Below are 21261 nucleotides of genomic sequence, written 5' to 3'. Positions count from 1 at the left end.
GAGGACGGACACCCCCCGGCACGGCCCCGACCCACCCACCGAACCGTCGGCGCTACACGCACCCCCACCCACCCCGCACAGGCGCCGCAGGCATCACCACGCACCCCCACCCCCACCCCCGGCAACGGGCGATTTCACCCCACCCCCGAGCGCGCCCCACCCCCATCCCCCACCCCGCTCCATAGCATCGCCCCATGCCCGGCCCCACGACCCCCACCTCCCCCCTCCACACCTGGTGGTCGCAGCGACCCCCCACAGCCGGCGCCGCGGTCATGGCCACCGGCATCATCTCGGTGGCCCTGCACCAGACGGGCTACGAGACCCTCTCCCGCATCGCCCTCGCCCTCGCCTGCGCAGCCTGGCTCGCCTTCGCCGCAGACTTCACCGCACGGCTCCTCCTGAACCGCCAGCGGTGGCTGAAGGAGGCGGCCACCCCGGCCGCCCTGACCGCCATCGCCGCGACGACAGTCCTCGGCACCCGTTTCACCACCCTCGGCTGGGTAACCCTCGCCGAGGCCCTCCTCGCCCTCGCCACCGCACTCTGGCCGGCCCTAATGTTCACCGTCCGGCGCCACTGGCGCCGCCACATGCCCGGCGCGGTCTTCCTGGGCTGCGTGGCCACGGAGGGCCTGGCGGTCCTGGGCGCGACACTGGCCGCCGCCGAGACCACGGCATGGCTCGCCCACATCGCTCTGGTGTTCTTCTGGCTCGGCCTGGTCCTCTACGCCGTGGCCCTGCCCCGCTTCGACCGGGCCCAGCTCGCCCGAGGCGCCGGCGACCAGTGGGTGGCGGGCGGCGCCCTCGCCATCTCCGCCCTGGCCGGCTCCAAGCTCCTCGCCGCCGACGGCCCCGACCTGTACCTCTGGAACGACGACGACTACGGCGTCCTGCGCACGGTGACCGTCGCCCTGCTGGTACTCGACCTCGCCTGGTACGCCGTCCTGCTCCTCGCCGAGTTCGCGTGGCCGCGCCTGCGCTACGACGTACGCCGCTGGGCGACGGTGTTCCCGATGGGCATGACGGCGGCGGCGACGCTCTCCGTCGGCACCGCCGTGGACGTCTCATGGCTGGAGCGGCCGGGCGAGGCACTGATGTGGATCGCGGTGGCGGCATGGCTCGCGGTAGCCGCAGGCGCGGCATGGAACTACACGAGCCGCGACTACCGGCGGCCCGGAACCCCGAAACCCCCCGGACCCGAGTCCGGCCCCGGGAGCGACGTCACGTCCACAACACAGCGATGAAGATGTTCGCCACGGTCAGCAGCCCCACGACCCCGAACAGCCGCTTGTCCACCGTCTCCTCGTCCCGCTTCACATAGACGAGCCCGAGGATCACGATCAGCAGCGCAAGCTTCACGCCGATCTTGATGTTGTTGACGGACTGGTCGTCCGCCTGATTGAGGCCGACGAGGATCACCCCGGTGACCAGCATGGTCAGCGCACCGTGCAGCATCGCCGGCACGAACCGGGCGGTGCCCTGCCCCATCGCCTTCATCTGGGTGAAGAAGCCACCGAGCAGCGCGGCTATACCGATGATGTGCAGCCCGACGAACAGATGGATGAGTACGTCCATGGCCCCGGAGCCTAACCACCAAGAAAAACCCACCCGACACCGCCCCGCACCGACTCCCCCGCCCCGCATAGGCACCCCCCGGCCCGGCACACCCACCTGCCCCGCATAGGCACCCCCCGGCCCCGCATATATGCGCGCCATAGCACCCCGCCACCCCCACGCACCCCTCAAACCGCCACTTCGGTCAGCACACAGCGTGAACCCGACGCCCCCGTCCCGGGATCACGCTCACTTACGGTCACCCGCGGTCCGCTCCCAGCACTTCCGCACAACGCGTCACCGACCCGACGCAGTCAGGTTTAGCGTCCTTCACCAGGTGGCCGGCTCCCCACCGCCGCCCGGGCCAGGGGCGGCAGTCGGACACCACCGCCGAGGAAAATCCGGCGGCGGCCCGCTCCCCCTGTGCGGGCCGCCGCCGGACGCATGACCCGCCCCGGGCGGTCGTACGTCCGCTCCCCCCCCAGGCGGTTCGTACACCCGCCGTTCCTCCGGGGCGGCGTACGCCCGGCGCCGCTCCGGCGGACGTACGGGACGTGGCGGTCGTACGAAAGGACGTGCAGTCCACGTGGCAGCGCACCGAAAGCCCCGTCAGCGCTCGGCCGGCGGCAATACGGCCCGCACGGCATGGACGATCGCGCTGGCGGGCGCGGCGACGGCGACCGGCTTCGACGGGGCCGCTCACGCCGAGCCGGAGCTGACACCGGCGCAGGTGAAGGCGAAGGTGGACAGGCTGTACCAGGAGGCGGAGGCCGCCACCGAGAAGTACAACGGTGAGAAGGAACAGGCGGATGAGGCCCGGCAGCGGATCAGGTCGCTCCAGGACGAGGCCGCCCGCAAGACGGAGAAGCTCAACTCGGCGCGGGAAGCGCTCGGTTCGATGGCGGCGGCGCAGTACCGCGACGGCGGCGTCGACCCGGCCCTCCAGCTCGCCCTCTCCGAGGACCCCGACCGCTACCTGGACGGCGCGGAGTTCGCCGAACGCGCCGGCAACCGGCAGGCCGCGTCCGTCGCGAGCGTCCGCAGGCAGCTTCGCGAGATCGAGCAGCTACGCGGCGCCGCACACCTCGAACTGACCGCACTGAAGTCCCGCCAGGCCGAGCTGAAGCGGCACGAGAGGACGATCACCGGCAAGCTGGACTCGGCCCGGGACGTACTCGCCGAGCTGACGGCCCAGGACCGCGCCCGCCTCGGCGACGCCACGAACCGTGCCGCCCGCTCCTCGACGGACGCCCGCGACGCCCTGACGTCCCCCGGCTCCGCCACCGCCCAGGCCCCCAACTCCCGCGCGGCGGCCGCGGTCTCCTACGCCTACGCCAAACTCGGCAGCCCGTACGTCTGGGGCGCGACCGGCCCGAACGCCTTCGACTGCTCCGGCCTCACACAGGCCGCGTACCGGGCGGCCGGTGTCTCCCTGCCCCGCACGACCTACGCCCAGATCGACTCGGGCCGCCGCGTCTCCCGCTCCGAACTGCTGCCGGGCGACCTGGTGTTCTTCTACTCCGGCATCAGCCACGTCGGCCTGTACATCGGCAACGGCCAGATGATCCACGCCCCGAACCCGTCCGCACCGGTCCGGGTGGCACCGCTGGACGAGATGCCGTTCGCCGGTGCCGCGCGCGTGGCCTGACCGACCCCGCTCTCACACCAGTCGCCGTGCCGTCGCCCACCGGGTCAGCTCGTGCCGATTCGACAACTGGAGCTTGCGCAGCACCGCCGAGACATGGGACTCGACCGTCTTGACGGAGATGAAGAGCTGCTTGGCGATCTCCTTGTACGCGTACCCCCGCGCGATCAGCCGCAGCACCTCCCGCTCGCGCTGGGTGAGGCGGTCGAGGTCCTCGTCGACCGGCGGCGCGTCCGTCGACGCGAACGCGTCCAGGACGAACCCGGCGAGGCGCGGCGAGAACACCGCGTCGCCGTCCTGGACCCGGAAGACGGAGTCGACGAGGTCCGTGCCGGTGATCGTCTTCGTCACGTATCCGCGCGCACCGCCGCGGATCACCCCGATGACGTCCTCCGCGGCGTCCGAGACGGACAGCGCGAGGAAGCGGACGGGCTGCTCGGCGTCCGCCATCAACGGGGCGCAGCGGCGCAGCACTTCGACCCCGCCTCCGCCCGGGAGGTGCACATCGAGGAGGACGACCTCGGGCCGGGTCGCGGTGATGACCGTGACCGCCTGGTCGACGTCCGCGGCCTCGCCGACGACCTCGACGCCGGTCTGCTCGGTCCGGCCGATCTCGGCCTGGACTCCCGTACGGAACATGCGGTGGTCGTCGACGAGGACCACGCGTACGTGCCGCTCGGCCGCTCCCCCGCCGGTCGACTCCACGGGCTCACTCGCCTCGGTCGGGTCGCTCATGACGTCTTCTCCGCCCTCTCCATCTCCAGCTCGACCTCCGTGCCGCCGCCGGGCACGGCCCGAAGCCGGGCCGTACCGCCGTTGCGCTCCATGCGGCCGATGATCGATTCTCTGACGCCCATGCGGTCGGCGGGTATCGAGTCGAGGTCGAAGCCCGGACCGCGGTCCCGGACGGACACGAAGACGGTCTTTCCCTCCACCTCGGCGTAGACCTGCACGGCGCCGCCCTCGCCACCGTACTTCGCGGCGTTCACCATCGCCTCGCGCGCGGCCTGCATCTGTGCGGCGATCCTCTCGTCGAGCGGGCAGTCGCCGACGACCACGACCTCTATGGGGACGCCGTGTTTGTCCTCGACCTCGGCGGCGTTGCGCCGCACCGCGTCGGCGAGGTTGGCGGGTTCGTCGGCCTCGTCCTTGCCGGTGCCCTCGGGCTTGTACAGCCAGGTGCGCAGGTCGCGCTCCTGGGCGCGGGCGAGGCGGCGGACCTCGTTCGCGTTCTCCGCGTTGCGCTGTATCAGGGTCAGGGTGTGCAGCACCGAGTCATGGACGTGGGCGGCGACCTCGGCGCGCTCCTGGGCGCGGATGCGCATCAGGCGTTCCTCGGAGAGGTCCTGGGTCATCCGGACCAGGTACGGCCCCGCGAGGAGCGTTATGCCGACGAGGACAGCGAGCGCCGCCTGGAGGACGGAGCCGAGGTGGGCGGCGGAGCCCTGGAGGACGAAGATGCCGGAGACGCCGGCCGTGACGAGGACGACGCCGCCCGCGGCACGCAGCAGGCTGAGGGTGCGCCGGCGTCGCCCGACCTCCATCCAGCGGGCCCGGCGGGCGTTGTCCGCCTGGCGCCAGACCAGGGCGACGCCCGCGCCGACGAGGACCGCTGGCAGCAGATACGCCTTGGCGCCGTTGCTCAGATCCACGCTGCCGACGAAGACCATCGCCACGGCCACCATGAGCAGCAGCGCGACGATCTGTCCCTTGTCCGGCTTGCGGGCGACGAGTTTGCGGCGGCCGTCGGAGGCGGTCTCGGTGGCGAAGGGGGGCGGCCGCTGCGCGTCGACCCCGCCGAGGCCGAGCGGCACGAAGAACCAGAACGCGGCATACAGCAGCGCACCGAGGCCGTCCGCCATGAACAGGCCGACGAAGACGAGCCGCACCCAGATGACGGGCAGGCCGAGATGCCCGGCGAGCCCCCGCGCCACGCCCCCGAGCCAGCGTCCGTCACTGCTGCGGTAGAGCTTGCGCGGCGGCCGCGGTTCGGCGAGTGGCGCTGTTGCGGCTTCCGGCATGCCATCGATGTTCACACGCCCGGCCGAGCAGGGCATCAGGGTCGACCCCCTAGACTCCCCTGATCTTCGAGGCCCACCGCCTCGAACACCTCCCCCGCACCCGCCTCAGGGCCGATATCAGGGTCCGACCAGGGTCATTCCGACTCCCGCCGGGCCGACCCGCCCGTCACCATGGACACATGACTGATCACCAGCACGCCGCGGACTCCGTGCCCGGGCCGGACGGCGTGCCCACCACGGGCACGCCGTCCGGCCCGGCACCCGCGAGCGCCGCGGGTGAGGAAGCGGGCGCACTCGCCCCGCCGCACCGGTTCCGGCGCGACCGCCGGCACAAGATGCTGGCCGGTGTGTGCGCCGGGCTCGGGCGGCAGTGCGACATGGACCCGGTGATCTTCCGGATCACCCTCGCCGTGCTCTCCGCGACCGGCGGCATAGGCCTCATCTTCTACGGCTTCGCCTGGCTCTTCGTCCCGTACGACGACGAGGACGAGAACGAGGTGCGCAAACTGCTGACCGGCCGCGTCGACGGCCAGGCGCTGACGGCCGTGCTGTTCGCGCTGGTCGGCTGCGGGGTGTTCCTGACGCTGCTGACGAACGGCGGCGTGCTGGCCTTCGCCGTCGTCCTCTCCCTCCTCGTGGCCGGCGCCGGCTACTGGTCACGGCACCGCGGCACCCCCGACCCGGACCCGCTCGCCGCCCAGGCCGTCGCCGACGCCCCGCCGGAGGCGCAGGCCCCGCCGGTCCCCGCCTACTCCTCCTGGTGGCGCGACCCGATCGTCAAGGACGGCACCCACGAGGGCGGCACGGGCTATCTCTGGGGCCCGCGCGACTCCCGCGACCGCGACATCGCGGCGGCCGTCAACATCGGCCTCGGCGGCACCTGGAGCAGCCGCCAGGACATCCGGACCCGACGCTCCCAGCAGCCCAAGCCCCGCGGCCCCCGCTGGATCGGCGGCTGGGTGTTCCTGCTGGCCCTCCTCGCGGGCGCCCTCGGCACGGGCGCGACCTGGGAGGAGCACGCGCTCGGCACCAGCCTCCAGACGGGCCTGGCGTGCGCGCTGCTGGTCATAGGCCTGGGCATAGCGATCAGCGCGTTTCTGGGCCGCACGGGAGCGGGCTCCGTCTTCCTGGCGATCATCACCGCGGGCCTGCTGGCCGCGTCGGCCGCCCTGCCCAAGGACATCAGCACTCACTGGATCGAAAAGAACTGGCAACCGGCAGCAGCCGCGGACGTACAGAACCAGTACGACCTGGGAACGGGCGTAGGCACCCTGGACCTCACCCGACTGAACCTCTCCAAGACACAGACAGTCACGACGGGGGCCGACGTAGGCGTAGGCCGGCTGAAGGTGATCGTCCCGAAGGACGCGACCGTGAAGGTGAGCATCGACGTGGGGGTGGGAGACATCCAGTTGCCGGGCGAGGACAAACAGGACGTGGACGTGGCACCCGGCAAGCACAAGGAACTGACCCTGAACCCGCCCACGGGCACCAAGAGTGCGGGCACGCTGGACATCGATCTGAGCGTCGGCGTCGGACAGGCGGAGGTGAGCCGTGCTACGTCATGAGTTCCAGCCGGGAAGGCTGGTGGCCGGCGCCTTCCTGACCATCGCGGGCATCGTCTACACCGGAGACGCGGGCGGCGCCTGGGAGACCCCGTGGTTCGCGGTGATCCCCCTGGTCATCGGTGGCCTGTGCCTGGCAGGCGCGACAGCACTACTGGCCCGAGCGATACGCAGACGCACCGGCGCCCCCCGAAGGCCTCACACACAACAGCCACCCCCACAACCCTGAATCCACCCCCCACCAACGGGAGCCGGCCGAGTACTACCGATACCCACCCGACCGCTGCCGTCGCCGCGCCCGCAAGACGGCATCCAGCGACAACAGGGGAGCGCCCGCGAGCACGAGCGGCAGCCAGGCCATCAGATAGGCCAGGTCATTGCCGTAGTAGTACGGATCGGAGGCCCAGCTCACCGTCAGCCACAGACTCAGCGAGATCAGTGCCCCGCCGAGCGCCGCCAGACGGGCGAACAGTCCGATCAGGGTGCCGATCCCGACGGCCAGCTCACCGAAGGCGATGGCGTAACCGAAGGCCACCGGGTGGTCCAGGGCCATGTCCACCATGGCCGGGATGGCCGCGGAGTCTCGAACGGCACGCATCATGTCGCCGATCGAGCCCGCCCCGGCGTCCTTCATGAACGCGCTGTCCGTGAGCTTGTCCAGCCCGGCGTAGATAAAGGTGACGCCGAGGAAGACGCGGAGGGGAAGCAGGGCGTAACGGCTGGCGGTGTCCCGCCAGCCCCGGTCGCCATCGAGGTAAGGGGAGTGCGTGTCCGTGTGCATACCGTGAGTCATCGCCCGTAGCCGCCTCTCGCCCGCCGTGCCGTGACCCCTCAAACGACGATACGTACGCAATCGCTGCGCCGCTCAACCATGCAGCCCGTATTCTCCGCCGCCCCCGCCCCCCTGAGAACCCCACGCCACCAAAACCCGACGGCGTACCCCCACGCACCCCGGGTCCGGCGACTGCGGGCCCGTCGTGGCCGGTCGCGCAGTTCCCCGCGCCCCTAGGGGGTAGCAGCCGACCCGCCTCACGAGGGGGCCGCGGGCTTCCACCGCGTCCGGCGGCTGCGGGCCCATGGGGGCTGGTCGCGCAGTTCCCCGCGCCCCTGGGCGGGTGCAGGCGGCCTGCGTCACGAGGGGGATGCGGCTTCCACCGCGTACATCGGCTGCGGGCCTGTGGGGGCTGGTCGCGCAGTTCCCCGCGCCCCTGGCGGGGTTGCAGGCGGCCTGCGCCAAGACGCGCCGCACCCGCGTACGGCGTAAGGAACCGTGCCAGCGATGGCGCAGCACCCGCGTACGGCGGCAAGGGGACGTGCCGGGGGGTGTCCGCCCGCAGCGGCGGGCGTCAACAAACAGCCCCTCCCTGCCCGACAGCAACCGCCCGACCGAGGACGGACACCCCCCGGCACGGCCCCGACCCACCCACCGAACCGTCGGCGCCACACGCACCCCCACCCACCCCGCACAGGCGCCGCAGGCATGGTCGGCTCACTCGGTCACGTCGATCACGTACCGATTCGTCTCCACCCCCACCGCAGTGACCACCTGCACCTCCACCCGCCCCGGCTCCACGTCCGCCGGCACAGGCACCGTCAGCACCGCGTCCGTCGGATTGCTGAACCCCCCGGCCACCGGCACCAACGGCACATGCACATGCACCGCCCCGATCCGCACCACCATCCGCGACAGCCGATCAGCGCCCTGCGCCCCCGGCGGCACGAACCCGGCCCCCCGGATCTCGATGTCGTCCCCGGTCCGGATCGGCGCGTCCAGATCGCCCGCCTCCCGCGCCCGCACCACGGACAGAATCACCGGCCGACCCCCCTCGGCGTACTTCCCGGCCAGATACGTGGCCGCCGAAACCAGCACCACCACCGCCAGCCCCCACGGCAGATCCGGCAACTGATCCGGCCGCCGCCCCAACCGCACCGCGGCGAACAGCAGCGCAACCCCACCGATCACGACGTACTGAATGTCCGCGAAGGTCCCCCGCCCCGCATCGTCCGTCAGCAGATCAGCAGCCCGAGGCCGATGCGCCCGCACCTTCTGCAACCGCTGCCCGAGCACCCGCACCCCGACGACCCGCCGCACCAGCACCGCGATCGCACACACCACGGCAAGCACGGTCACCACACCCGCGCCCCGCCCCAGATCGAGCCCGGCGATCAGCGCATCGCGCTCCGCGTGCCCGGACGCCGCCGCCAACCGCCCCACCAGCACGAGCACGGCGTACGCCACGAACAGCACCCACGCCCCGGCCACCGCCCGCGACGTGGACAGCCGGTTGTCCTCACCGATGAGCGGCGCCAGCGCACCGCCCCGCGCCCGGTGGAACCAGGACGCCGCCGTCAGCGCCCCGGCCGTCAGAACGGCCGCGAGCAGCCCGGCCGTACGCGCCGCCGTCCACCCGGCGCCGATCGCGGTCAGCGCCTGCACCAGCAGCAGCACGACCACGAGCCCCCAGGCCACGCACGCCGTACGCCACCACAGCCGCGCGAGCCACGCGTCACCCTCCGCCCGCCCCCGCTCGGCGACGAGTTCCGCCGACTGCGTCAGCTCTTCGGAGACCCACTGCCGAGAGGCCGACACCGAGTGCGCCACCGCTGCCGGCAGACCCTGGCCGGCGGCGAATTCGTCCCGCTTCAGCAGGAATTCGGCGACCGCCCGCCGATGTCCCGCACGCGCCCCGTGCGGGCAGTCCCCACAGGTGCAGCCGCCCCCGTGCGCGCCCATCACCGCGCCGCCCTGCCCAGCCTCCTGCACCGCCACGCCCGACGCCCGCCTTCCTCGAAGTCACCGACCCACAACCCACGGCCCAAAACCCACGGCCCAAAACCCGCAACCCGCAACCCGCAACACACCGCGGGTGTCCACATCCCCCCATGGCCTTATAGCCCACAACCCCACCACCGGCAGCCGCATCTCACATACCGGCCACCGCCGTTTTCGGGCAGCCGCCCGGGTCCCCCACAACTCCCCAACGACGACAGCGAATTGTGCCGTACGCCACCCGCCCCCCACCCGGCAGGTCCGGCCGACGCGGGTGATGAAAGCACCCACATGTTGACCCGGCTGCGAGAATTTCCCCATGGCCGAGATCATCCAGCGCGACGGGACCTGGGCCTTCGACGGCACAACGGTCCGGATCACGCCGGGCCTCCACCGCTCCGTGCCACTGTTCAGGCAGACGTACGGAGAGATCGCCGTGCCCCTCGAAGCCGTCGCGAGCATCGTCTTCGAGCCCGAACGCAAGCGCGGCCGGCTGCGCATGCGGCTGCGCGAGGGCGCCGACCCGCTGCTCCACGCGACCGGCGGCAGGCTGCCCGACACGGCGGATCCGTACCGGCTGGCGGTGGACGTCGACCGTGCGGGGATCGCCGAGTACGTCGCCGAGGAGATCCGCCGCGCGCTGCTCCTGGACCAGATCCCCAAGGACCCGACCAAGACCTATCTCCTCCCCGGCCCCCCGGTCCCGGTCTCCGTCCGCTCCTCCGACGGCACGGTCTCCTTCGACGGCACCCAGGTGCGGATCGACTGGTCCGACTCCTCCGACCGGGTCAAACGGGCGACCGGCCCGCGGATCATCCACGTGGGCGACCTGGTCCAGATCGAGTGGCTGCCCAACTCCGGCTACGAGGACGGCTTCCTGCGCTTCGTGACCCGCGAGACGGTGTTCTCCAAACTGCCGCCGGAGAAGGATCCGTACGCCCTGGACCTGTGGGGCAGTGCCCGTCGCGACCTGCTCACCGCCCTGGTCGCCACCGCGGTCACCGCCCGCCTGCCGCACCCGTCCACCCGCACGGGCGTCGACCAGGCCGACCGCCCGCAGCTCGCGGCAGCCGTCCCGCCCCCGGCCGACCACCACGACGTACTTCTGCGCAGACTGCGGGAATTGGGCGAGCTGCACCGCGACGGCGTCCTCACGGACGAGGAGTTCGCGATGACGAAGGCAGTGGTCCTCCGAGGCTTCTGACCAGCACCCACCGGTCGTTCAACGGATCCAGTCAGCACCCACCGGTCGTTCAACAGATCCAGTCAGCACCCACCGGCCAGCTCAACAGATCCGGCCAGCACCCACCGGCCGGCTCAACGGATCCAGTCAGCACCCACCGGTCGTTCAACAGATCCAGTCAGCACCCACCGGTCGTTCAACGGATCCAGTCACCACCCACCGGCCGGCTCAACGGATCCGGTCAGCTCAACAGATCCGGCTCGCTCCGGCTGATGTCCTGCCACAACGGCTGATAGTTGATCCACGCCACCAGATCCCCGCCCAGTTGCTCCCGCGTGGCGACGGCCTGCCGGTGCTCGATCAGCACCGGACGTCCCGCCGCCCTGGCGGTGAGCTGGACCTGGCAGGACCGTTCCATGGACAGGAACCACCAGGCCGCCGCGTCCACGGAGTCGCCGACGGTGAGCAGGCCGTGGTTGCGCAGGACGAGCGCCTTGTGGCAGTCGAGCGCCGTCGCGATGCGCCGGCCCTCCACGGCGTCGACGGCGACGCCGGAGTAGGCGTCGTAGAGCGCGTGGTCCTCGTAGAAGGCGCAGCTCTCCTGGGTGATCGGGTCGAGCAGGTCGCCCAGCGCCGCGAGGGCGCGCCCGTGCACCGAGTGGCAGTGGGCGACCGCGACGACGTCGGGGCGGGCGGCGTGGACCTGGGAGTGCACGGTGAACGCCGCCTGGTTGACGTGGTAGCGGCCTTCGATCACCTGGCCCTCCGAGTTGGCGAGGACCAGGTCGCTCACGGTGACGTGCTTGAACGGCATCCCGAACGGGTTGACCCAGAAGCAGTCGCTGAACTCGGGATCGCGCGCGGTGATGTGCCCGGAGACCCCGTCCTCGAACCCGAGCCGGCCGAAGATCCGCAGCGCGCCCGCGAGCCGTTCCTTGCGATGCCGGCGCTCGTCCTCGAGCGACTCGTGCATGGGCGGCATCGCGAACCGCAGCCGGTCGGTCGGCAGCGGCGAGGGCGGAGTGGGCCCGAGGGGCGTCCCGTGCATCTGTCCTCCAGCACTGGGTTGCTTACGGGGCGGAAGTTACCGTCGGTCAGCGCAGGAGAACAGAGATGTTCTGTAAAGATCCCACTCCCCGGACAGCGGAAACCGGACAGAGGATGTCGGGTATGGGCGCCAGACTGGCCGTATGACAGTGAACTGGGCAGCTTTCACCGCGGCGGAACCGGACCTCGCCCGCACCGCCGAGGAGCGCTTCGGCGCCTTCACCCACCACACCCTCGCCACCCTCCGCAAGGACGGCTCGCCCCGCACGACCGGCCTGGAGGTCCGCTTCCTGAACGGCGAGCTGTGGCTCGGCATGATGCCGGACTCGCTCAAGGCCCTGGATCTGCGCCGCGACCCGCGCTTCGCGCTCCAGGCGAACCCCGGGGTGGGCCAGTCCATGGGCGGCGGCGATGTGCGGATCGCCGGGCGGGCGGTCGAGGTCGAGGATCCGCAGCAGAAGGCCGCCTACGGCGAAGAGGTGGAACCGCCGGAGCCGTTCCACCTCTTCCGCACCGAGCTCACCGAGGTCGTGAGGACCTACATCGAGGACGACAAGTACCTGGTCGTCCAGATCTGGCACCCCGGCAAGCCCCTGCGCACGGTCAAGCGCACCTAGGGCAGGGGAAAGCCCAGCGGGCCTACTCCCACTCGATGGTCCCCGGCGGCTTCGAGGTCACGTCGAGGACGACACGGTTGACGTCCCGCACCTCGTTGGTGATCCGGGTCGAGATCCGCGCGAGGACGTCGTACGGCAGTCGCGACCAGTCGGCGGTCATCGCGTCCTCGGACGAGACGGGCCGCAGGACGATCGGGTGACCGTAGGTCCTGCCGTCACCCTGCACGCCCACGCTGCGGACGTCCGCGAGCAGGACCACCGGGCACTGCCAGATGTCGCGGTCGAGGCCGGCCGCCGTGAGCTCCTCACGGGCGATGGCGTCGGCGTCGCGCAGGAGGTCGAGACGCTCCTTGTTCACCTCGCCGACGATGCGGATGCCCAGGCCGGGACCCGGGAAGGGCTGGCGCTGGACGATCTCGTCCGGGAGGCCGAGCTCCTGGCCGACCATCCGGACCTCGTCCTTGAACAGCTTGCGCAGCGGCTCGATGAGCTTGAACTCGAGGTCCTCGGGGAGGCCGCCGACGTTGTGGTGGGACTTGATGTTGGCGGTGCCGGTGCCGCCGCCGGACTCGACCACGTCCGGGTACAGCGTGCCCTGCACCAGGAACTCGACCGCCGGGCCCTCGTCCGCGATGATCTCGGCCTGCGCCTGCTCGAAGACGCGGATGAACTCGCGGCCGATGATCTTCCGCTTCTCCTCGGGGTCGGAGACCCCGGCCAGCGCCTTGAGGAACCGCTCCTCGGCGTCCACGACCTTGAGCTGTACGCCGGTCGCGGCCACGAAGTCCTTCTCGACCTGCTCGGTCTCGCCCTTACGCATCAGGCCGTGGTCGACGTAGACGCAGGTCAACTGGGAGCCGATGGCCTTCTGGACCAGCGCCGCCGCCACGGCGGAGTCCACACCGCCGGACAGACCGCAGATGGCGCGCCTGTCGCCGACCTGCTCACGGATGGCCGCGACCTGCTCGTCGATGACGTTGCCGGTGGTCCAGTCCGGCTTCAGGCCCGCGCCCCGGTACAGGAAGTGCTCCAGCACCTGCTGCCCGTGCGTGGAGTGCATGACCTCGGGGTGGTACTGGACGCCGTAGAGCTTCTTGTCGTCGTTCTCGAAGGCGGCGACCGGTACGACGTCCGTGGACGCGGTGACGGCGAAGCCCTCGGGGGCGGCGGAGCAGGCGTCGCCGTGCGACATCCACACGTGCTGCTCGGCCGGGGTGCCCTCGAAGAGGGTGGAGGACGACTTCGACACGTGCAGGTCGGTGCGGCCGTACTCGCGCGCACCGGTGTTGTCGACCGTGCCGCCGAGGGACCGTGCCATGAGCTGGAAGCCGTAGCACATGCCGAAGACGGGGACGCCGGCCTCGAAGATCTCGCGGTCGAGGCCGGGGGCGCCCTCCTCGTACACGGACGAGGGGCCGCCGGAGAGGATGATCGCCGCCGGGTTCTTGGCGAGCATCTCCTGGACCGGCATGGTGCTCGGCACGATCTCGCTGTAGACCCGGGCCTCGCGGACGCGACGGGCGATGAGCTGGGCGTACTGCGCGCCGAAGTCGACGACCAGGACGGTGTCGGGGGCGGCGGGGTTCGCTGATGACACGGGTTGCCTTCCGGCGTTGAGCGAGGTGTGTGTGGGGCCGAGTCTACCGGGATCCGCCGGACCGCCCCCGGGGCAAGCCATGTCTCAGGATGCGAACCGGCTTGGACACCTGCTCGCCGCGCGGCATACTGACCCCATGCTCACGCAGACGACCTTCCTCTTTACCTATGGCACCCGGCCCGCCGGCTGCCATGGTCGTGCCGCTTGAGCAACTGACAAGCGACTTCCCAGGCGCCCCGGGCCGACAAGGCCCGGGGCGTCTGGCGTTTTCCGGGTCCTGTCGGCCCGGGGCACCCGCCGCCGCAACACGAGACCGACGAGGAGCCCCCTATGACCGCGACCGACGTGACCGGTGCCCGTACCCCCGAGGCCGCCGACGTGATCACCGGCGCCCGCGAGCGCATCGACTCACTGGACGACCGGATCATCGGTCTGATCCAGGAACGCATGGCCGTGTCAGCCGTGATCCAGCAGGCGCGAATCGCCTCCGGCGGCCGGCGCGTGAACCTCTCCCGGGAGATGGACGTCCTCGGCCACTACAGGGACGCCCTGGGCAAGCCGGGTACGTCCCTCGCCATGACGCTGCTCGAACTGTGCCGCGGTCGCATCTGAGTTCGGCCGCCCTCTCACCCGTACGGCGCGTGACGCCTCCGGCACCCCTTCGTTGGTATCGGTGTCCGTGCCAGCCAGGGGCGGGCCCGAAAGAACCACGCGTGGCTCGCTGGAGCGATGAGGCGGACGGATCAAGCCGTGCGCCGTGGGACCTCGCTCCAGGTAAGTGACCGGACGGCAGGGGACAGCAGCCCGGTCACCCAAGAGAACGGTCGGCTCCGGGGACGCCCGGGGCCGGCCGGCGGAAAAGGCAAGAAGGAGTACCGGGCCGGATCGAACGGTTGCGACGACCGCATCCTTCCAGCACGATGCACAGAAAAGCCCCATAGTCCCACCGCCGGTCCCACCGCCTGCGCCCTCACCGCTTCAAGTCCCGCCGCGGACAACCGCATCGCCCTGGCCCGGTCGTGCGTTGCCGCCCTGCCAGAGGTCGAGACCGAACGAGGCCCGCCGCGCGTCCGCCGAGACGGAACGCGGCGACCCGGACCAGCGGCGCGCCCCCCGGCGCCGCTCCCAGGCACCGACGCTGCCCTGACGTCGGTGCTGACGAAAGAAGGGCCCCGCGACTCCGTCCCGCGGGGCCCTTCTCATGCCGGTCGACTCGTGCCGGTCAGCTCATGCCGCCGGTCGGCTCATGCCGCCGCGCGTCGTCACGTGCGCGAGACGGTGCCGCAGTCCTCCTCCGCCCCGTTCAGCTCCCTGCTGCGGTCGTACGGGTCGACGGCCGCGCCGGAGGACTCGGGGCGGGACATCTGGTCGGCCTGGAACAGCGGGCGGATGACGCCGTCACCGAGCCGGCAGTCGTCGTTGGAGATCTCGCCGTCGATGGCGGACACCCAGATGCGCCCCTCCGTGCCCTGGTACTTGGCCGGGTCCGAGACGTCCACCTCGACGATCCGGCGGACGATGGCACGGGTGACCTCACTGCCGCCACCGGCCTTGGCCAGCGGATACACGAAGGTGTAGTCGGCCCGGATCGTTGCCGTGCCGCCGGCGTCACCGGGTTCGACGGTCATCCGGCCGCGGACCTTGACCTCGGTGCCCACGAGCTCGACCTCTTCGGGGTCGAAGCGGGTGAAGGTCCAGGTGGGGTCGTTCTTCACGGTGGGGTGGCGCAGCGCGGAGCGCACGTCCGCCAGGTAGTCCTTCTGCAACGGGTCGACGAGCGCCAGCGCGGCCTTCGGTTCGGCGCCGTACAGCACCTCGCGGTCGAGGTTGGCGGCGACCACGAAGTCCTTGGTCAGCCGCAGGGCCGTCCCGATCCGCGCGGCGGGGACCCCGCCGACGGCCTTGGCCTTCGGTACCTCGATCGCCCCTGCGCCTGCCGCCCAGCGGTCGGCCGGGGAGCCGGTGAACGGCCGCTGCCGGGTGGGGAGACCGGCGGCGTCGGCGGGCGCGCCACTGGGCCGGCTCGTCTCCGGGGCCAGCGGCGAGGCCGGGGCGGCGCCGGGTTCGGAATCCGAACCGCCGGACAGCCAGGGCAGGACGGCGGACGGCTTGAGGGCGATCACTGCCACCGCGACGGCGAGCAGCACGCCGAGTGCGCTCCAGACCTTGCGGCGGCGTGAGCGGCCGCTCATCTCCTGCCAGGCGGGTCCGGTACGCCAGCCTGCGGGCTCCTCGCCCCGCGCCTGCTGTTGGCGCAGTCGTTCGGTCACCATCCGGGCCCGCGCGGACGGTTCCTTCGGGGCGGCGTCCTGGTCGCGCTCGGCGTCCTGGACGAACTTCTCCCAGGCCTCGTCGGATATGGACGAGCCCTCGGACGACTTGTCGGTCACGGCGGTGTGCGCTTCCTCTCATCGGGCTGTCGGCCGGCTGAGCGTACGTCAGTTCCAAGCCGCCGAAATGAGCCCTCCGCGTGTGACGCAGGCCACATAAGAAATCTGTTAGTGAAGGCACAACCATTCACCCGTGTCACCGATCAAACCCTGCGAATCAAGGGCCACAGCCGCGCCCCACACGCGGAGGCCTCCCTATAGCGCGTGCTGCGAGGTCGCAGCACTCCGGACTTTCGAGGTCTTCATGAAGCTTCGCCGTGCACTGGCCGCCGCGGCCACGACGGCCGTCATAGCGCCTATCGCGCTGCTGTCGGCACCGGCCGCGTTCGCCACGGACGAGACCACCTCGACACCGACGGTGTCGGAGAGCACGCCGGCCGCCGAGGAGAGCACTCCCGCGGCCGAGGAGAGCACGCCCGCCGCCGAGGAGTCGACCCCGGCCGCCGAGGAGTCCACGCCCGCCGCGGAGGAGTCCACCCCCGCGGCCGAGGAGAGCACGCCCGCCGCCGAGGAGTCGACCCCGGCCGCCGAGGAGTCCACGCCCGCTCCGGAGGAGAGCACCCCGTCCGAGGGGGACGACTCCTGGAACCCGTACGAGGACTGCGAGACCTTCGACCTCGACGACAACCTCAAGGCCGAGATCTCCGGTCTGCCGAGCAAGATCGTCGCGGGTTCGGGCTGGCACAACTTCGAGTTCGTCGCCACGAACAACTCGGACAAGGACCTGGAGAACGTCTGGATCGAGGCGCTCACCGAGTACGCGGACGAGAACACCGACGAGTCGCTGTACCTGAACATGGCCGAGATCCAGGTCAAGCAGGACGGCAAGTGGACCAGCAGCTACCAGGACTCCTACAAGGACGAGGACGGCAACGTCGTCTTCACCGGCAGCTTCGTCGCCTCGCTGGACAAGCTGGAGGCGAACTCCACCTCCTCGCTGGACCTGCGTGTCCGCGTGAAGTCGTCCGCCCCGGCCGGTTCGTCCTTCGCGCTGAGCCAGGCGATCTACGCGGGCGAGGACTCCGCGTGCTACGGCAACGGTGAGTTCTACGAGTTCACCGTGCTCGCCGCGGGCACCGAGCCGGGCGACGTCGACCCGGCCAAGCCGAACGGCGAGAAGCCCTCGGGCATCGACGGCAAGAAGCCGCAGGGTGAGGTCGAGGAGGTCACCGGCAACCTCGCCGAGACCGGCTCCAGCTCCAACCTTCCGGTCATCGGCACCATCGGTGGCATCGCCATCGTCGCCGGCGCCGGCGTCGTGTTCGCGATGAAGCGCCGCAAGGTGGGCGCGGAGGCGTAAGCCTCGGCACAGCTTCACGCAAGACAGAGAAGGACCTGCGCTCGGAGGGGGGCGCAGGTCCTTTCTCTTTGTACGGCCGGTTCTGCCGCCCGCTACTTCTTCGGCGGTACCGCCGGCATCCCGAGGAAGGGCAGCTTCAGCGCGCCGAAGGCCTCCGCCGGGACCGCCGGGGACTTCGGCTCGACCGGGTTGAGGCGCTCGTACGCCGCTCCCTGCGCCGGACGCTGGTCGGCCTCGCCGCTGTTGGGCCAGTACGACATCGCCCGCTCGGCCTGCGCCGTGATCGTCAGGGACGGGTTGACGCCCAGGTTGGCCGAGACCGCCGCCCCGTCGACGACCGAGATGCCGGGGTGGCCGTACAGCCGGTGGTACGGGTCGATCACGCCGGTCTCCGGCGAGTCGCCGATCGGGCAGCCGCCGAGGAAGTGGGCGGTGAGCGGGGTGCCCATGAGCTCGCCGACGTTGGAGCCGGCGAAGCCGTTGATGTCGGCGGCGATGGCGGACGCGGCCTGAGAAGCGGCCTTGATCTGCTTGGGGTTGGGCGCCCCGTGGCCCTGGCGTGCGGTCAGCAGGCCCTTGCCGACACCGTCCGGCTTCAGGTACGTCGTCAGCGAGTTGTCCAGCGACTGCATCACCAGGCCGATGATGGTCCGCTCCGACCAGCGGCGGTTGGACAGGGAGCGCAGGACCAGCATGGGGTGCCGGACCGCGTTCGCCAGCCAGCCCGCGACCCGCGAGGAGCCCTCCGCGTAGGGGACCTGGAGGATCGACAGGCCGCCCATCGAGTTGGAGCCCTTGCCGTAACGGACCGGCTCGATGTGGGTGTTCTCGTCGGGGTGGATCGAGGACGTGATGGCGACGCCGCGGGTGAAGTCGACCTTCGCCTCGCCCGTGGCCCTGCGGTAGCGCCGGTTGTCGGTCTGCGCGCCGACCAGGGCCTCGGAGTTGGTGCGGGTCAGCTCGCCCAGCTTCGGGGAGAGGTACGGCAGTTGACCGCCGGCCTTCATCCGGTGCAGCAGGGTCTGGGTGCCGTACGTCCCGGCCGCCAGCACCACCCGGCGGGCCTTGAACAGCCTGCCCTCGCCGGTCTTCTTGCCGTCGGTCGGCAGCGTCGCGACCGCGTACCCGCCCTGCGAGTCGTCGGTGACGGAGACGACCGTCGTCATGGGGTGGACGACCGCGCCCGCCTTCTCGGCCAGGTAGAGGTAGTTCTCGTTCAGGGTGTTCTTCGCGCCGTGCCGGCAACCGGTCATGCACTCACCGCACTCGGTGCACGCCTTGCGCGACGGGCCCGCCCCGCCGAAGTACGGGTCGGCCACCTCCTGCCCCGGCGAGACCCGGGCCTCACCCTCGGCGTCCTCGCCGTCCCCGAAGAACACGCCGACCGGCGCCATGTGGAAGCTGTCGCCGACGCCCATCCGCTCGGCGGCCGCCTTCAGATGCACGTCGGACGGGGTCATCGTCGGGTTGAGCCGTACGCCGAGCATGCGCCGGGCCTGGTCGTAATACGGCTTCAGCTCCTCCTGCCAGTCGGTGATGCCACGCCACTGCGGGTCGTCGAAGAAGGCCTTCGGCGGTACGTAGAGGGTGTTGGCGTAGTTGAGGGAGCCGCCGCCGACGCCGGCTCCGGCCAGCACCATGACGTTGCCCAGCAGATGGATGCGCTGGATGCCGTACATGCCGAGCTTGGGGGCCCAGAGGTAGTTCTTCAGGTCCCAGGAGTTCCTCGGCAGGCTCTCGCGGGTCCAGCGGCGGCCCGCCTCCAGGACGCCGACGCGGTAGCCCTTCTCGGTCAGACGCAGGGCGGTGACGGAACCGCCGAAGCCCGACCCGACGACGATGACGTCGTAGTCGTATCCGTCGTGATCCGAGCCGTCGTCCTGTTTTCGGGCGGAGTTCTCCTGTGACACGTGCTCTCCTCGTTGAAAGCGGTGGTGCGGTGGGGCTCGGAACCGGGCCTAGCGGAAACGGAACGCCTTCATCAGGCGCAGGCTCCGGCTCATGAACTGCGCGTACTTCTCGTCGTCCATGCCCAGCGACGGCGCCATCGGCAGCAGCCGCTGCTGGGCGACCGTCTGGGCCTCCGTGTACTTGAGGATGCCCTCGGAGCCGTGGCGGCGGCCGAGGCCGGAGTCCTTCATGCCGCCCATGGGCGACTGGACGCTGCCGTACGCGGGGGCGTAGCCCTCGTTGACGTTCACCGTGCCGGTGCGCAGGCGGGCGGCGACCGCGCGGCCACGGCCGCCGTCCTTCGTCCAGACCGACGAGTTGAGGCCGTACGGCGTGGAGTTGGCGTGCTCGACCGCCTCGTCCTCGGTCTTGAAGCGGTAGATGGACACGACCGGCCCGAAGGTCTCCTCGGAGCAGACGGTCATCTCCGGTACGACGCCGTCGAGGATCGTCGGCTCGAAGAAGTACGGGCCGATGTCCGGGCGGGCCGTGCCGCCCGCGACGAGCTTGGCGCCCTTGGCGACGGCCTCCTCCACGTGCCGGGTCACCGTCTCGAGCTGGCGCTCGCCGACCAGGGAGCCCATGTCGGCGCCGTAGGCGAGGGACGTGCCGAGCCGCATCGCCTTGGTGCGGGCGGCGAAGCGCTCGACGAAGGCGTCGGCGATCGACTCGTGGACGTACAACCGCTCGATGGAGATGCACAGTTGGCCGGCGGAGGAGAAGCAGGCGCGGACGGCGCCGGCGGCGGCCTTCTCGATGTCGGCGTCCTCCAGCACCAGCATGGCGTTCTTGCCGCCGAGTTCGAGGGAGACGCCGACCAGCCGGGCGGCGGCACCCTGCGCGACCTGGCGGCCGGTGCGGGTGGAGCCGGTGAAGGAGACGTAGTCGGCGTGCTTGACGACCTCGGGGCCGACGACGGGGCCCTCGCCGAGGACGACCTGGAAGACGTCGGCGGGCAGCCCGGCCTCTATGAGCAGGTCGCGGGCCCACAGGGCGGTCAGGCAGGTCTCCGTGTCGGGCTTCATGACGACGGCGTTGCCCGCGACGAACGCCGGGAGCGCGTCACCGACGGACAGCTCCAGGGGGTAGTTCCAGGGGGCGATCTGGCCGACGACACCGCGCGGGTGGCGCAGCTCGGTGACCCGGGTGAGCGTGGGCACCGCGCCCGCGTGCCGCTTCGGCTTGAGGTAGGCGGGTGCCTTACGGCCGTAGTGGCGGGCGGCGACGGCGACGGCCTGCACCTCTTCGTGCGCGTGCAGCCTGGCCTTGCCGGTCTCCAACTGGATGAGGTCGAGGACCTCCGCCTGCCGTTCGAGCACCAGGTCGTGGAAGCGGAGCAGGACGGCGGCGCGCTGCCGCACCGGGACCTGGGCCCAGACGGCCTGCGCCGCACGGGCCGCCTCGAAGGCCCGCTCCACGTCCTCGGGCGTGGATTCCGGCAGGTCGGCCAGCTTCTCACCGGTGAACGGCGTGTGGTTCGCGGTACGGCCGGAACCCACCACGCCCTTGGTGAGCTGGGCCACCAGCTCGGGCGTGACCACGTCGGCGGCGGTACGGGCGCCCTGCGGGGCGGGGGCGAGGGGGTTGGTGCCGGTCTTGGCCGGGGCCTGCGCGTCCGTCATGAG

Annotated in this window: 17 protein-coding genes and 1 pseudogene; 8 read left to right on the top strand and 10 right to left on the bottom strand. The window is 71.2% G+C overall.

All coding sequences use genetic code 11. The features are described 5' to 3' along the window. The first annotated feature begins 194 nt into the window (after positions 1-194). The gene (locus tag ACZ69Q_RS41880) at positions 195-1241 is read left to right on the top strand and encodes a tellurite resistance/C4-dicarboxylate transporter family protein (protein WP_471053188.1); all 1047 of its coding nucleotides are present in this window, start codon (positions 195-197) and stop codon (positions 1239-1241) included. Here ACZ69Q_RS41880 and ACZ69Q_RS41875 read toward each other — a convergent pair. Next, positions 1219-1572, bottom strand: coding sequence for a hypothetical protein (locus tag ACZ69Q_RS41875; protein ID WP_471053186.1), 354 nt, complete (start codon positions 1570-1572; stop codon positions 1219-1221). The genes ACZ69Q_RS41880 and ACZ69Q_RS41875 overlap by 23 nt on opposite strands. Positions 1573-2137: 565 nt before the next feature. Here ACZ69Q_RS41875 and ACZ69Q_RS41870 point away from each other — a divergent pair. Further along, positions 2138-3199, top strand: a complete 1062-nt coding sequence (locus ACZ69Q_RS41870; protein ID WP_471053183.1) for a C40 family peptidase — start codon at positions 2138-2140, stop codon at positions 3197-3199. 12 nt (positions 3200-3211) lie between these two features. On the opposite strand, the gene ACZ69Q_RS41865 is transcribed toward ACZ69Q_RS41870, so the two are convergent. Further along, positions 3212-3931, bottom strand: a complete 720-nt coding sequence (locus tag ACZ69Q_RS41865) for a LuxR C-terminal-related transcriptional regulator (RefSeq protein ID WP_471053181.1) — start codon at positions 3929-3931, stop codon at positions 3212-3214. Next, positions 3928-5253 (bottom strand): ATP-binding protein, encoded by a 1326-nt coding sequence (locus ACZ69Q_RS41860; RefSeq protein WP_471053179.1) that lies wholly within the window; start codon positions 5251-5253, stop codon positions 3928-3930. The genes ACZ69Q_RS41865 and ACZ69Q_RS41860 overlap by 4 nt, the downstream gene beginning before the upstream one ends. A gap of 143 nt (positions 5254-5396) precedes the next feature. Between ACZ69Q_RS41860 and ACZ69Q_RS41855 the strand changes: the two genes are divergently transcribed. Together ACZ69Q_RS41855 and ACZ69Q_RS41850 are read left to right on the top strand one after the other, a co-directional pair. After that, complete coding sequence (locus tag ACZ69Q_RS41855) at positions 5397-6785, top strand: PspC domain-containing protein (protein WP_471053177.1); 1389 nt, start codon at positions 5397-5399, stop codon at positions 6783-6785. After that, a complete protein-coding gene (locus tag ACZ69Q_RS41850) occupies positions 6772-7011 on the top strand; it encodes a hypothetical protein (RefSeq protein WP_471053175.1) in 240 nt (79 codons plus the stop codon). Before ACZ69Q_RS41855 ends, ACZ69Q_RS41850 begins: the two co-directional genes overlap by 14 nt. A gap of 33 nt (positions 7012-7044) precedes the next feature. On the opposite strand, the gene ACZ69Q_RS41845 is transcribed toward ACZ69Q_RS41850, so the two are convergent. Together ACZ69Q_RS41845 and ACZ69Q_RS41840 are read right to left on the bottom strand one after the other, a co-directional pair. Then, a complete protein-coding gene (locus ACZ69Q_RS41845) occupies positions 7045-7575 on the bottom strand; it encodes a DoxX family protein (protein WP_471053173.1) in 531 nt (176 codons plus the stop codon). Between the two features lie 696 nt (positions 7576-8271). Beyond that, positions 8272-9552: a hypothetical protein gene (locus ACZ69Q_RS41840; protein ID WP_471053170.1), complete on the bottom strand. Its 1281-nt coding sequence runs from the start codon at positions 9550-9552 to the stop codon at positions 8272-8274. A gap of 319 nt (positions 9553-9871) precedes the next feature. Here ACZ69Q_RS41840 and ACZ69Q_RS41835 point away from each other — a divergent pair, with 319 nt between their 5' ends. After that, on the top strand, positions 9872-10756 hold the full coding sequence (locus ACZ69Q_RS41835; protein ID WP_471053167.1) for a DUF4429 domain-containing protein: 885 nt from the start codon (positions 9872-9874) through the stop codon (positions 10754-10756). 220 nt (positions 10757-10976) lie between these two features. On the opposite strand, the gene ACZ69Q_RS41830 is transcribed toward ACZ69Q_RS41835, so the two are convergent. Further along, positions 10977-11783, bottom strand: coding sequence for a class II aldolase/adducin family protein (locus tag ACZ69Q_RS41830; RefSeq protein WP_471053165.1), 807 nt, complete (start codon positions 11781-11783; stop codon positions 10977-10979). Positions 11784-11925: 142 nt separating this feature from the next. Between ACZ69Q_RS41830 and ACZ69Q_RS41825 the strand changes: the two genes are divergently transcribed. Further along, on the top strand, positions 11926-12399 hold the full coding sequence (locus ACZ69Q_RS41825; RefSeq protein WP_471053162.1) for a pyridoxamine 5'-phosphate oxidase family protein: 474 nt from the start codon (positions 11926-11928) through the stop codon (positions 12397-12399). A gap of 22 nt (positions 12400-12421) precedes the next feature. On the opposite strand, the gene guaA is transcribed toward ACZ69Q_RS41825, so the two are convergent. Then, positions 12422-13996 carry a glutamine-hydrolyzing GMP synthase gene (guaA, locus tag ACZ69Q_RS41820; protein ID WP_471053159.1) on the bottom strand — a complete coding sequence of 525 codons (1575 nt, stop codon included), beginning with the start codon at positions 13994-13996 and terminating at the stop codon, positions 12422-12424. Between the two features lie 321 nt (positions 13997-14317). Between guaA and ACZ69Q_RS41815 the strand changes: the two are divergent. Further along, positions 14318-14608: pseudogene (locus ACZ69Q_RS41815) on the top strand (chorismate mutase); the annotation flags it as partial. A 650-nt stretch (positions 14609-15258) separates the two neighbouring features. On the opposite strand, the gene ACZ69Q_RS41810 reads toward ACZ69Q_RS41815, so the two are convergent. Continuing rightward, on the bottom strand, positions 15259-16386 hold the full coding sequence (locus ACZ69Q_RS41810) for a hypothetical protein (protein WP_471053156.1): 1128 nt from the start codon (positions 16384-16386) through the stop codon (positions 15259-15261). 244 nt (positions 16387-16630) lie between these two features. Here ACZ69Q_RS41810 and ACZ69Q_RS41805 point away from each other — a divergent pair, with 244 nt between their 5' ends. Next, positions 16631-17686, top strand: a complete 1056-nt coding sequence (locus ACZ69Q_RS41805) for an LAETG motif-containing sortase-dependent surface protein (RefSeq protein ID WP_471053153.1) — start codon at positions 16631-16633, stop codon at positions 17684-17686. Positions 17687-17778: 92 nt separating this feature from the next. Here ACZ69Q_RS41805 and ACZ69Q_RS41800 read toward each other — a convergent pair whose 3' ends face one another. Then, entirely contained in the window at positions 17779-19596 is a 1818-nt protein-coding gene (locus ACZ69Q_RS41800; RefSeq protein ID WP_471053151.1) for a GMC family oxidoreductase N-terminal domain-containing protein, read from the bottom strand. Positions 19597-19644: 48 nt separating this feature from the next. Further along, positions 19645-21258 (bottom strand): succinic semialdehyde dehydrogenase, encoded by a 1614-nt coding sequence (locus ACZ69Q_RS41795; RefSeq protein WP_471053149.1) that lies wholly within the window; start codon positions 21256-21258, stop codon positions 19645-19647. Between the last annotated feature and the right edge of the window lie 3 nt (positions 21259-21261).

The organism is Streptomyces sp. NPDC036764, assembly GCF_055609385.1.
The sequence above is the reverse complement of the archived record's forward strand: the minus strand, read 5'-3'. Positions and strand labels throughout refer to the sequence as shown.